This window comes from Sphaerochaeta sp. UBA5836 (assembly GCF_002432845.1).
Classification (GTDB): domain Bacteria; phylum Spirochaetota; class Spirochaetia; order Sphaerochaetales; family Sphaerochaetaceae; genus Sphaerochaeta.
The window spans coordinates 1-12,816 of record NZ_DJGW01000017.1 but is presented as its reverse complement, the minus strand read 5'-3'; the positions used below and the strand labels follow the sequence as shown (position 1 = coordinate 12,816).

General features: G+C 53.6%; 12 protein-coding genes. 8 read left to right on the top strand and 4 right to left on the bottom strand.

Annotated features, from left to right (window positions below; all coding sequences use genetic code 11):
- Window positions 1-18 precede the first annotated feature (18 nt).
- From carB to B3F49_RS01270, 8 genes are all read left to right on the top strand, one after another.
- Complete coding sequence (gene carB / locus B3F49_RS01305) at window positions 19-3,228, top strand: carbamoyl-phosphate synthase large subunit (RefSeq protein ID WP_293908629.1); 3,210 nt, start codon at window positions 19-21, stop codon at window positions 3,226-3,228.
- A 73-nt stretch (window positions 3,229-3,301) separates the two neighbouring features.
- The gene (gene aspS, locus B3F49_RS01300; RefSeq protein ID WP_293892939.1) at window positions 3,302-5,098 is read left to right on the top strand and encodes an aspartate--tRNA ligase; all 1,797 of its coding nucleotides are present in this window, start codon (window positions 3,302-3,304) and stop codon (window positions 5,096-5,098) included.
- A 127-nt stretch (window positions 5,099-5,225) separates the two neighbouring features.
- The gene (locus B3F49_RS01295) at window positions 5,226-6,104 is read left to right on the top strand and encodes a cation diffusion facilitator family transporter (RefSeq protein ID WP_293908628.1); all 879 of its coding nucleotides are present in this window, start codon (window positions 5,226-5,228) and stop codon (window positions 6,102-6,104) included.
- A gap of 122 nt (window positions 6,105-6,226) precedes the next feature.
- The gene (locus tag B3F49_RS01290) at window positions 6,227-7,444 is read left to right on the top strand and encodes an ATP-binding protein (protein ID WP_349681274.1); all 1,218 of its coding nucleotides are present in this window, start codon (window positions 6,227-6,229) and stop codon (window positions 7,442-7,444) included.
- A gap of 311 nt (window positions 7,445-7,755) precedes the next feature.
- Entirely contained in the window at window positions 7,756-8,325 is a 570-nt protein-coding gene (locus B3F49_RS01285; protein ID WP_293908626.1) for a hypothetical protein, read from the top strand.
- The gene (locus B3F49_RS01280; protein WP_293896147.1) at window positions 8,262-8,519 is read left to right on the top strand and encodes a diguanylate cyclase domain-containing protein; all 258 of its coding nucleotides are present in this window, start codon (window positions 8,262-8,264) and stop codon (window positions 8,517-8,519) included. Before B3F49_RS01285 ends, B3F49_RS01280 begins: the two co-directional genes overlap by 64 nt.
- Before the next feature lie 62 nt (window positions 8,520-8,581).
- Window positions 8,582-8,968, top strand: a complete 387-nt coding sequence (locus B3F49_RS01275; protein ID WP_293896150.1) for an OsmC family protein — start codon at window positions 8,582-8,584, stop codon at window positions 8,966-8,968.
- A gap of 5 nt (window positions 8,969-8,973) precedes the next feature.
- Window positions 8,974-9,558, top strand: coding sequence for a hypothetical protein (locus B3F49_RS01270; RefSeq protein WP_293896153.1), 585 nt, complete (start codon window positions 8,974-8,976; stop codon window positions 9,556-9,558).
- Here the strand turns inward: B3F49_RS01270 and B3F49_RS01265 are convergent.
- The 4 genes from B3F49_RS01265 to B3F49_RS01250 are packed head-to-tail and all read right to left on the bottom strand — an operon-like array spanning window position 9,542 to window position 12,719.
- Window positions 9,542-10,270: a DUF6062 family protein gene (locus tag B3F49_RS01265; RefSeq protein ID WP_293896156.1), complete on the bottom strand. Its 729-nt coding sequence runs from the start codon at window positions 10,268-10,270 to the stop codon at window positions 9,542-9,544. The two genes, B3F49_RS01270 and B3F49_RS01265, sit on opposite strands and share 17 nt — an antisense overlap.
- Window positions 10,267-11,214: a transketolase family protein gene (locus B3F49_RS01260; RefSeq protein ID WP_293908625.1), complete on the bottom strand. Its 948-nt coding sequence runs from the start codon at window positions 11,212-11,214 to the stop codon at window positions 10,267-10,269. Before B3F49_RS01260 ends, B3F49_RS01265 begins: the two co-directional genes overlap by 4 nt.
- Complete coding sequence (locus tag B3F49_RS01255) at window positions 11,211-12,044, bottom strand: transketolase (protein ID WP_293908624.1); 834 nt, start codon at window positions 12,042-12,044, stop codon at window positions 11,211-11,213. Before B3F49_RS01255 ends, B3F49_RS01260 begins: the two co-directional genes overlap by 4 nt.
- A 9-nt stretch (window positions 12,045-12,053) precedes the next feature.
- Complete coding sequence (locus B3F49_RS01250) at window positions 12,054-12,719, bottom strand: class II aldolase/adducin family protein (protein WP_293896165.1); 666 nt, start codon at window positions 12,717-12,719, stop codon at window positions 12,054-12,056.
- Window positions 12,720-12,816: the final 97 nt, after the last annotated feature.

The window sequence follows — 12,816 nt, the reverse complement described above, 5'->3', positions numbered from 1 at the left end:
TGCACAGGAGGCAGGAGCATGAGTGCCAGAACCGACATCAAGCGGATTCTCATCATCGGCAGCGGACCGATTGTCATCGGCCAAGCGTGCGAATTCGATTACAGCGGGACACAAGCCGTCAAGGCATTGAAGGAAGAGGGGTATGAGGTCATCCTGCTCAATCCCAATCCGGCCACCGTCATGACCACTCCCTCCTTGGCCGACAAGGTCTATATGGACCCTTTGAAGGTGGAGTACGTAGAACAAATTTTCCAACGCGAGCAACCCGATGCAATCCTGACCACCATGGGAGGCCAAAGCAGCTTGAATCTGGCTCTGGAGTTGGACAAGGCAGGCCTGCTCGAGCAGTACAACGTCGAGGTGATCGGCTCCTCCATTGCATCCATCAAGCTTGCCGAAGACCGCGGTGCCTTCAAGCAGGTGGTGCAGGACTTGGGCCTTGAGAGTGCAAAAAGCCATGTCGTGCACTCATTGTCTGAAGCAGAGTCGCTGCTTGCAGGCTTCCCGTATCCTCGAATCATCCGCCCCTCCTACACGCTGGGCGGCATGGGAGGATCAATTGCCGAAAACGAAGAGGAGTTCCCCGAACTTCTGCTCCATGCCCTCGAGACCAGCCCGACCGGTGAGGCCCTCATAGAAGAGTCCCTCATCGGTTGGAAGGAGTTCGAAATGGAGGTCATGCGGGACAAGAGCGACAATGCAATCATCGTCTGCTCGATCGAAAACATCGACCCCATGGGAGTCCATACCGGGGACAGCATCACCATCGCACCCATCCAGACGCTCGACGACAAGCTTTACCAGAAGATGCGCACTGCTTCCATAGCCATCCTTCGCGCCGTCGGAGTCGACTGCGGAGGCAGCAATGTCCAGTTCGCCGTCCATCCTCAAACAGACAGGATGGTGGTTATCGAAATGAACCCAAGGGTATCGCGCTCCTCCGCACTGGCCAGCAAGGCAACCGGCTTTCCCATCGCCCGCTGCTCGGCCAAACTGGCGGTAGGCTATACGCTGGACGAGGTGGTCAATGAAATCACCGGCCAGTCGGTTTCCTGCTTCGAGCCGGTGCTGGACTACTGCGCCGTCAAGGTTCCCCGTTTCGAACTGGAAAAATTCCCCCTCCCCTTCTCGGCGCTGGGTACCCAGATGCGCAGTGTGGGTGAGGCCTTGGCCTTGGGAAGAACCGCCTTGGAGGCTTTGAACAAGGCCATCCGGGCCTCGGAACGCAAACTGGAAGGATTGTGTGACTTGGTTGCGGTCGGCCGCTACAGCGAGGAGGAGGTGGAAAGATTCTTGACAAGCGCCCATCCACTCAGACTCTTATCCGCCTATACCACGCTGGCCAGGAAGGGGCTCTCTTCACTGCCGGCGATTGAAGAGACAACCAAGTTCGACCGGTGGTTTTTGCACCTGCTGGTGCAGCAGTATGAGCTGGAACAGGAAATCCGCTCCAAGCTCGATTATCAGACCTTGCTGAAGGCCAAGAAAGCCGGCATCAGCGACTGCCACCTGGCTTTCCTCACCTCACAGAAGCCCCAAGACATAGAACGACTGCGCTTTTCCTACGACATGCACCCGGTCAATCACCATGTCGACACCTGTGCAGGGGAGTTTGACGCCCTCACACCCTATCTCTATACCACATATGACGAAGTGACTGAGGCACAACCGCTGGGAAAGGAGGCTGTCATCATTCTTGCCAGCGGTCCCAACAGGATCGGCCAGGGCCTGGAGTTCGACACCTGCTGCACCCTCGCCTCCCTTGCCTATCGCAAGCTGGGCAGGAAAACCATCATGGTCAACAGCAACCCCGAAACTGTCTCGACCGACTTCAACATCTCCGACCGTCTCTATATGGAGAGCTTGGCAGCCGAAGAGGTCAAGGAGATTCTCCGCCTCGAAGGTGCGGCCAAGGTGGTCGTCCAATTGGGAGGACAGACTCCCCTGAATCTTGCCCGGGACCTGCTTCAAGGGGGGGCGTCCATTGTGGGCACAAGCCTCAAGGGGCTGCTCGATGCAGGAGACCGGGGCAAGTTCTCCGCCCTGGTTGCAGAACTTGGACTCAGGCAACCGAAGAACCGCAGTGCGAAACGGACCGAGGACATCCTTCCCTTGGCCAAGGAAGTCGGGTTTCCCGTCCTCATCCGGCCCTCCTTCGTCCTGGGGGGACGAGGCATGTACATCGTCTACGATGAAGAGGCCTTGCAAAAGCTCACACACCTTGAGGCCAGCGAAGAGGCTCCTGTTCTGGTTGACCAGTTTCTGGAGGATGCCTTCGAGTACGACCTCGATGCTGTCTGCGATGGGAAGAGTCTCTATATCGGAGGGATTTTACAGCACATCGAAGCTGCAGGAATCCACAGTGGTGACTCGGCTGCCGTTTTCCCTCCCTACAAATCCAGCCCGCAGATTTTGAAGCAGATGCAGCAGTGGGCGCATAAGCTCGCCCTTGCCTTGGATACCCGGGGACTGATGAACATCCAGTTTGCAGCCAAGGACGGACTGCTCTACCTCATCGAGGTGAATCCGCGCGCCAGCAGGACCATCCCCTTCATCGCCAAGACTTCAGGCGTCGACCTCATCGAGGCGGCGGTACGGATATGGGAGGGGGAGGACTTGGTCGCCCAAGGCCTGGTCAAGCAACAGGGGCTCGTGGCAATGGGAACCTGCAAGACCGGATGGGCGGTCAAGGAGGCTGTCTTCAGCTTCGACCGCTTCAGTAATGTCGACCCCGCACTCGGGCCGGAGATGCGGTCCACCGGCGAGTCGATCGGGTTGGGAAAAACCTTCGGGGAAGCCTTTGCAAAGAGCCAGATCAGTGCCGGGAACAAGCTGCCGGTTGCAGGAAAGGTCTTTGTCAGTGTCAACAAGAAGGATCGCACCACCATCCTGCCGGTAGTACAGAAGCTGGTGGCCCTGGGCTTTGGAATTGCAGCAACCAAGGGCACTGCCGCCTTCCTCTTCGAGCAGGGCATCCTGTGCGAGGTGATGCAGAAAGTCCATGAAGGCAGGCCGAATGTCACCGATTATCTGAAAAGCCGGCAGATCGCCTTAGTGATCAATACGCCGATGGGCTACCAGGCGCATGCCAGCGACGATGAGATACGCAGCATCGCCATGCGCCTGAAAATCCCTTATACCACAACCACCAGTGCTGCAACAGCCGCTGTACAGGCAATCGAATACCTGCAGAAAAAACAGGTTGTCGTTCGTTCTCTCTCCTCCTAGGAGCAATTGCCTTTTGGGTTCTCTTACGATAGTATGACAATACTTTACAAAGGAGACCCAAGAGGGACTGCGTATGTCTGAAGAAGTATTTTCCCAACGAACAACTACCTGCGGAGCACTGAACAAGGCCGACAACGGAAAAACCGTTGTTCTCAACGGCTGGGTGCATCGTGACCGAAATCATGGAGCACTGCATTTCATCAATCTCAGGGACCGGTACGGTATCACCCAGGTGGTGGTTGATGACGATGCATCACCCGCTCTCCAGGCCGTTGCAAGCGAGCTTCGTCTGGAATACTGCATCGCGGTGACCGGCAGCGTACGCCTGCGTCCCGAATCCATGGTTAATCCCGAGATGAGCACCGGGGAGATCGAGGTAAAGGCTCAGAGCATTGAGATTCTCAGCCGATGCGCCCCGCTTCCCTTCCAGATAGATGACGGCAAGGAGACTCGCGAGGACCTCAGGCTCAAGTATCGCTACCTCGATTTGCGCAGCCAAGGCATGCAGCAGCGTCTCAAACTGCGGCATGACTTCATCCTTGCTTGCAGAAAGTATCTTGCATCCCGCGATTTCTATGAGATCGAGACCCCGACGTTGATCAAGAGCACCCCCGAGGGCGCACGCGACTTCCTGGTTCCCAGCAGGATTTATCCAGGCAAATTTTATGCACTTCCGCAGAGTCCCCAGCTCTTCAAGCAGATTCTCATGGTCGGCGGCATGGACAAGTATTTCCAGATCGCCCGTTGTTACCGTGATGAGGATGCCCGCGGCGACCGCCAGCTTGAGTTCACTCAGCTGGACCTTGAGATGAGCTTCGTCAAGCGTGACGATGTGCTGTCCTTGATCGAGGACCTGTTCAACAGCGTCTTCAGGGAAGTCATGAACTATGAGCTGCCCGCCCGCTTCAGACGGCTCTCCTATAACGATGCATTGAATACCTACGGCTGTGACAAGCCCGACCTTCGCTTCGACCTGCCCCTTCGTGATGTGAACGACCTGGCCCAAAAGAGCAGCTTCGCCACCTTCAAGGACATTGTCGCAAACGGCGGGTATGTCAAGGCAATTTGCGCACCCAAAACCGAGGGTGTCGATTTCTCCCGCAAGTACATTACCGAACTTGAGGAAGCGGCCAAGATCTATGGAGCCCAAGGCCTTGCCTGGATCAAGGTGGGCGAGAACAAGAGCCTTTCAGGCGGTGTGAGCAAGTTCTTTGGCGGTCTGGAAGCAGAGTTGCTGGATAGGCTTGAAGCCGACGAAGGGGATATGATTCTCTTTGTCGCCCACCAGAACTGGAAAAAGTGCTGCGCCAGCCTCAGTGCCGTCCGCACCAAGCTGGGCAAGGACCTGAAGCTCATCAGAAAGGGCTTCGAGTTCTGCTGGATCATCGACTTCCCCCTCTTTGAGTACAATGAGCAGGCCGGCCACTGGGAGGCTGCACACCATATGTTCAGCATGCCCCAGGCTGAGTATCTCGATACCCTTGAGTCCGATCCGGGTAGTGTAAAGGGTGACTTGTACGACTTGGTCCTCAACGGGTATGAGGTAGCCTCCGGCTCGATTCGTATCCACGATGTCGAGCTTCAGAAACGCATCTTCCGCATCTGTAATTTTGACGACAAGACTGCCGAGGAGCGTTTCGGCTTTTTGCTCAATGCCTTCCGTTACGGGCCTCCCCCGCACGGCGGCATTGCTCCGGGAGTCGACCGCATGGTGATGATCATGAGCGAGCAGACTTCCATACACGAGGTCATCGCGTTCCCGAAGAATACGGCTGCAATCAGTCCGATGGACGATTCTCCATCCGAAGTCGACCAGCAGCAGCTTGACGACCTGCACCTGATCATCAACCATCCCAAACCGAAAGCTTGAGTTGGCGAGCCCCGGAGTAATCCGGGGTTCTTTCTTGACAAAGAGAGCAAACGGCCCTAGTGTGTAGAAGACATCTGCGGGACTACAAATCCTGCGGATGTTTTATTTCTTTACAAAGAGATGGTGTATGAAACAGAACCTGGCCCTGAGAGTATCAAGAATCAATATTTTCAATAACATCGTGCTTGCTGTCAGCAAGATCGGCATTGGTGTGGTCGCGCACTCTGCAGCCCTGCTCAACGACGGGGTCAACAACGCCGGGGATGTCATCAGCTCGGTCATCGCCTCGGTGGGTATCGCAGCGGCCGGCAAGGATTCCGATGCAGAACACCAGTACGGCCATGAACGGCTTGAGAGCGTTGCCGCCATCCTGCTGTCGGGCATCATCATGGTGGTGGGAATGGGATTGTTGGTCGACGGAGTCTCATCCATCATCAAGGAATCCTATCTCAACAGGCCGATTCCGGGCGTGCTTGCCGTCATTGCGGCAATAATCTCCATTGTAGTGAAGGAGATCATGTTCCTCTATACCCGATGGGCGGCAAAGAAAACCAGGTCATCAGCCCTGCTCGCCTCCTCCTGGGACTCCCAGAGCGATGTCCTTGCCACTACCGGTGGCTTGATCGGTATCGTGTTCGCCCGCATGGGATACCCGATCGCCGATTCCATTGCAGCAATCATCATCGCCCTCTTCATTTTCCGTGTCGGGGTGCAGGTATTCCGCGATGGGACCGACCAGATGGTCGACCATGCATGCGAGGAGGAGACGGTCCAGCAGATTCGTTCGGTCATCCTCGACCAGGAAGGAGTCCGCGGCTTGGACCTTTTGCGCACCAGGACCTTCGGATCTCGTTGCTATGTCGATGTGGAAATCTCCGCCGATGGACTGCAGAGCCTGGTGGATGCACATTCGATTGCCGAACGCGTCCATCACGCCATCGAAAAGAACTTTCCCCAGGTAAAGCACTGCATGGTGCATGTGAATCCCAGCAAGAAGAAGCAATAGTTTACGATATATCGGAAATTATCGCTTAAGACTTTCATTTTATACAATGTATCGTAATATTTACAAATTTTTATCTTTACTTTACGATATAGTATGATTATACTGCTACCAAAGGCAGAAAAATGGTACTACAGAGAAATCAATATCTTGATCAAGTAAAAGCATTCATGCATCAGGATATTATAAAAGTAATTACCGGTATTCGGCGTTGCGGCAAATCGATGTTGCTATCCCTCATCAGGGATGAACTCCTCCAACAAGGAGTGCCACAGTCCCATCTGCTTATGGTGAACTTTGAATCTTTTCAGTTGGAATTTGAGAAAACCCTGAAAGCCGTGTATGCAGCCGTCCAGGCATTGGTGAAACAAGCTGCAGGGAGCAAGGTGTATCTTTTGTTTGATGAGATTCAGGAACTTGAACATTGGGAGCGCGTAATCAATGCCTGCCAGATTGATTTTAATTGCGATATCTACCTTACAGGTTCAAATGCCTATCTCTTGTCCAGTGAACTTTCCACCTATCTCAGCGGCAGGTATATTGAAATTCCGGTTTATCCCTTCTCCTTTCGGGAAGTATGGGAGTATTGGGTTCACAAAGGGACTACAAGTACCAAAGAGCAAGCCTTTGAACAGTATTTGATTCTAGGCGGCATGCCTTTTATTCATCAAAACGTCCTTTCCCAAGAGAATGCGAGAGTGTACCTTGAGGATGTCTTTGAGTCGGTTCTGGTTAAAGATATTGTAGCTCGCAACAAAGTGCGTGATATCGAAACACTCAGGAGAATTCTTGTCTATTGCGTGGCGAATAGCGGCAGGACCTTCTCTGCCTCGAGTATCGTCAAGTACCTGAAGAATGAGCATCTGTCCGTCTCTTTGGATACGCTGTATCGGTATATCGAATACTTCAAGGCTTCGTGCCTTGTCCTTCCCGTCAACCGATTCGACATAAAAGGGAAAGAAGTCCTACGATTTCAACAAAAACTCTACCTCTGCGACCACGGGTTCAGACATGTCGTTTTCTCCAGCAATATGCGCGATATTGAACTCGTTCTTGAAAATCTAGTCCTCCTTCATTTGCTTCAATATGGATATAAGGTATTTGTAGGTCAATTGGATGGTAGAGAAATTGATTTCGTTGCTCAAAAAGGAGAACGATTGCTGTATGTCCAAGTCTGCTACCTGCTTGCCGGTGAAGAAACAAGAGAACGTGAATTCGGAAACCTTGAGAAAATACGAGACAACTTCCCAAAATACGTAGTCTCCATGGATCCGATCAGGCAAAGTCGCAATGGTATCGAGCACTACCATATCATCGACTTTCTCTTATCAAAAGCCCTTTAGAAACTTCCCTCACGTTTTTCTGGCGTGCCATGCTTTCAGACATACAGCCGCGTGCCAAAAGGAATACAATCTTATCATGATGGAAACCATGCTACACACCCAGAGCCATTTCTTTGTCTCTTGTTGCTCGGCTTCTGCCATGCCGCCACCACCTATAAAAGCCCCTGTTCGGACCACACTATCGCTATACCCCTACCATCTCTTCATCCTCTGTACCACCATCATGTTGGGCTGGCTTTTCGATGAAATGGAAGCCGGGCAGTACACGGTCTCTTGTTGACTCGCCACACCATCCATTATGCCGTTCAGGCTTGCTCGCCCCCGCTGCCCCGGTCACAGGCTGGTTCTTTTACATCGATGCACAGAATGTCTATTCCCGCCGAACTTGGTTCATCGGGTATGCGGTTGTTCAGTTTCTGCTGCTGGGAGCCTCACTCATTCCGCTTATTGGAGCGGCCAGGAAAAGTACGGCAAGAACCTATTGGACGCTGGTGTTCTTCCCGGTCATTGCATTTGCAGGAGGCCTCTTGCAGTCGCTTGCCTATGGTCTGGTGTTGATCTGGCCGGTGACCACCGTCTTTTTGGTAGCTGCCGCACTGAACATCCAGAAAGACCAAATAGGCATCGACCACCTCACCGGGATTTCAAACCGATTGTTGTTTGATGAGATGCTCGAAGCATTACCTCCCTATGCAACCAACGTTCGGTTGCATCCTGATGGATCTGGACGGTTTCAAGCAAATCAACGACACTATGAGACCAAGCGCTTCAAGAGGTGTCCAGGATTCTCAGTTGAGTCGCCGGACCGAAGGACATCGTGGCCCGCTATGGAGCTGATGAGTTTGTCGTTCTGCTGCATGAGACAACAGAGTCTGAGCTGAAGGACTTGGCTTCGAAGATTGAATTGGAGGTCGCAATGGGCAATCAGGCTTCCAAGAGACAGTATCTGCTTTCCGTGAGCATGGGATATGCTCTCTACGACCCCACGCAATGTACCGATGCCATGGCTTTCATGGCACACATCGATGCATCCATGTATGCGCAGAAGCGCTGCAAGCTGGGTAATAGGGGCTGAACAGCATGGAAAATTCCCTTTGTATAAGCTATGATGGAAGAAGCAAAGACAAGGAGTAATCCATGGGTGATAAAAAACATATACGCGCTGACTTCGTTCCTGGTCACTACCAGTTCACAACCGACAAGGGAGCAAGCTTCACCATAGGGCCTGAGAGCGCTCCCTATGATTATCTGCTGGGAGCATTGTCGGGGTGCCTGTTCTCAACCTTTGAGGAGATTGCAGTCAAAATGCGAGTCGGCTGGGAGCATGTCAGTTTTGAAGTACACGGACAGAAGCGTGATACCGTACCCACCACGCTTGAACAGCTCTCCATCACTGTGGAGGCGACCGGAGTCGACAACCAGCAAAAGTTCACCAAAGCCTTTGAGACTGCAACGCGCTACTGCTCCATCTACCAGACCATCAGCGGCGTCAGCGAGATGCACTGGTCCGTGGATTTCAGGTAACCGCAATGGCAGGAAACGGGCGCTACACCACACTCCTCTTGTTCGAAGCATTTGAGAAAGCCCTCATGCAGTTCATGCGTGAGGACGAACAGGTGCTCTCTTGGCCGCGGGCCAAGGCAAGTGTTGCACACTCTCTAGCTTCTCAACTGCAACGAAGCCTGAGAAGCGTCCTCGGCCTGAGCGAGGACAACGCAAGCCCCGGATTCTTCTCCCTGCCCGGGGATGTAAAGGTCGATATTCTGATCAAGGGATGCGACATTCTGGTCCACGACCGCAAGGGCAAACACCTGCTTGGCATTGTTCTCGGATACGACTACCTTTCAAGACCGCAACAGGAGCACCTGCACCAGCTCAAGGAGCAAGGCTTCAAGCTTGTGCTGGGTGTCTCATTTCTGATGCAGAAGGAGTACGTACTTCTATACAGCCCGAAGCAGGAGAGCCTGGAGTACTATCACTTCAACAAGCAGGATGGTACGACACATCATCTCATGCAGCGCGATGTCGAGAGCGAGACCGATGACGGCCAACTTTCATTGGGTATCAAGGAGCGGAAGACACGGAAAAAGCCGGCTCCTACACAGGATCAATGACACGGTGACGCCCGGTGATTTTATCGACACCCCGTTTGTGGGCATCCTCACACCCGTTCCAAGGCTTATCCATATTTTCTGACTTATACTTTTGAGTCATCCAATAGACATCCTTGGCTATCCTGTCGAGGTTGAGCACCTGCGTCTGAGTCAGGTCATGTACAAACTTCGCCAGCAAGGAACCCGACAAAACAGTAGGGGCCATCTCCAGAAGCAGTTGGAAGTGATGCATGCAAAAGCCTTTACCTTCTTGAAGTGCCTCACGGAACGAGTGATCCTCACCCCAGAGATAACACGTGGTGAACAGATACCGCTCGAGGCGCTGCTGCATGGAACTGCAGACCAGACACCCCTTCTCGCGTTTTTCCATATCTTCCTTAAAGGCTTTGATGGCTTTTTTTGCCTGCCTCGGGTTCTTGCTCCCCAGCAGGCTGTTGATCGACTTCTCCAGCTTGGTACGTGTCATACCCAGATACGTATCGGTCATCAGAGCGATGCCCTGGGGCTTGTTGGCAGATGCCAACAGCTGCCAATGCTTGGAACAGAATCCGCTCTCGTTGACCTTGACCCGGGTCTCCGGGTTCATGACCGAGTTTCCCAGGTAGAAGTAAAGCGCATCCTTTTGGGCCTCGGCCATCAGATCGCAGATATAGCACTCGCTCTTGCTTGCAACACCATCCCATACGGGAATGGTCTCCAATTCCAGCTTCATAGCGCAACCAAGTCTTCAGCTTTCTTTGCGATTGCAGAAGCGGTGAATCCAAAGGTTTGAGCGAGGTAGGCGAGTTTCCCGACTTCACCAAAGCGTTCCCCGACATTGACAAACTCCATGCGGGTGGGTTGCACTCGCCCCAAATGGGCGGCTATGGCTTCCCCGACGCCTCCTGCATACCGTCCATTCTCGCAAACAAGGATGCGGCCGGTTTTTGCCGCCACCTGCTCGATCAAGGGATAGTCGAGGGGACGAATGGTATGCAGGTCGACCAAGGTCGCTTTCACTCCCTTCTCCCGCAGCTGCTTCACCGCTTCCTGGGCGGCATTGACCATAACCTCACCGGTGGCGAAGATGCCTACATCAGAGCCTTCGGCAAGCACAATGCCTTTGCCCAGTTCGATGGGAGTTCCTACCGGATAGCGGTGGGTCGCACCCTTCCTGGGAACACGGGTATAGGAGGCCTTGTTCAGCTCATATGCCTGACGAATCAACTCATAGAGGCTTTGTGCATCGCTTGGTTCAATGATGGTGATACCGGGAACCTGCCGCATCAGGGCGATATCCTCGAACGGCATGTGCGTCCCGCCGTTGAGTTGGGCGGTGATGCCCGGGTCGCTGCCGATGAGATGCACCACCTGGCCGGTATATCCGACAGAGAGGAAGACTTGGTCGTAGGCACGCCGGGTTGCAAAACAACCAAAGCTATGGGCGAAAGGCACGAGACCCATTGAGGCCAGACCTGCTGCGACACCGACCATGTTCGCTTCGGCGATTCCACAGTTGTAAAAGCGGTCGGGATAGCGGGAGCAGAAGGAGAGCGAGCCAAGGCAGCTTGCGAGGTCGGCATCGAGCATCACCACTTCCTGATGTTCGGAAGCCAGGTCGTTGATTGCAGCCATTGCAGCATCACGCATATTTTCACAGGTACTCAAATCTCTCATAGCGTTGCCCCCTCGCGAGCATACAAATCGGCGATGGCCTTCTGGGCCGCCTTTTGGTCGAAAGCCATGCTGTGGTTGGCCGTCACCCCTTCTCCAGGAATGAATCCATACGACTTGATGGTGTCCAGGATGATCATGCTGGGACGATCTGTTACCGCTTGGGCGCGTCTGACGGCACGGTCGATCTGAGCAAAATCATGACCATTGATGCGCTGCACATGCCAGTTGAAACCGAGCCAGCGGGTCTCGATATACTCCATATCGGAGATGTCGGAGACATAGCCGTCCAGTTGCTGCTTGTTGTAGTCGGTGAAGGCGATCAAGTTGCCCAGCTTCCATTGGCTTGCAGTGTGGGCTGCTTCCCAGATTTGGCCTTCCTGGCTCTCTCCATCGCCGATGATTGCATAGGTGCGGGCGTCCTGGCCCTTGATTTTCTGTCCCAAGGCGATGCCGACCGCTGCACTGAACCCCTGTCCCAATGACCCGGCTGTGAAATCCACCCCGACGGTCTTGTTCATGTCGCAGTGGCTGGGAAGGTTGGTCCCTCCACTATTCAGCGTTTTCAGCAGATCCACATCGAAGTAGCCTTTGCTGGCCAAGGTGGCATAGACTGCCGGACCTGCGTGGCCTTTTGAGCAGACAAAGCGGTCACGGTCTTCCTTTTTTGGATGCTTTGGATCGATCCTCATTGCTTCATAATAGAGATAGGTAAGCACTTCCACGATGGACATGCTTCCTCCGATGTGTCCCGAGCCAATGTTCCCGATTTCCTCAATCGTAAGCCTGCGAATTTCCAGAGCCTGCTGTTTGAGGGCTTTCATGTCTAGCATATGCATCCCCTACTTTTGGTATTTCATCTGCATCAGTTGTTTCAAACGACTCTCTCCCAAGGCCGAGACATCATAGCCCGAAGCTGCCATCTGTGCTGTGATCACGGTCATTTGAGCAGCCCGTTCGAGCAACTCCATCTTGTCGAAAGCCTCAAGCATTGAGCGTCCGAGGGTGACGGCCCCATGGTTTTCGAGCAGCAGCACGTCGTGGTCGAAAGCCTTTACCGCTGCAATCTCTGCAAGATTGACCGTACCCATCAGGCGGTAGTCGACCAGGACCGGATCCTCCAGAATGTAGTAGGATTCGGCGATCAGGTGGGTGTTTATTGCACACTTTCCATCCTTCTGGATGGCAGTGAATGCCGACACATAGGTAGGATGGGCATGAACGATCGCCGTACAGTCTGGGCGGGAGATGAGAATGAGGCGATGCATCTCGGTCTCTATGCTCAGGCGCAGGTGGGGCGTCATGTTCTTGCCGTCAATGGTGACTACTGCGATGTCCTCGAAGGTGAGCAGGCCTTTGTCCAAAGCCGACGGAGTAATGCAGAACAAGTCGGCATTGATTCTCAGGCTGATGTTTCCACCGCTGGCCGTGGTAAGCTGGCGGTCGTACAGGCGCGTCATAAAAGAAGCGACTTGCCGCCGCTGTTGTTCGTATTGTTTGATATCCATACGGCGAGTATAGCATGAGCGCAGTATCGTAGGAAAGGAAAACCCTCCTCACCCAACACTTGAGATGCGCAAGGGGTTTTGCTACAATGGCCTCTGT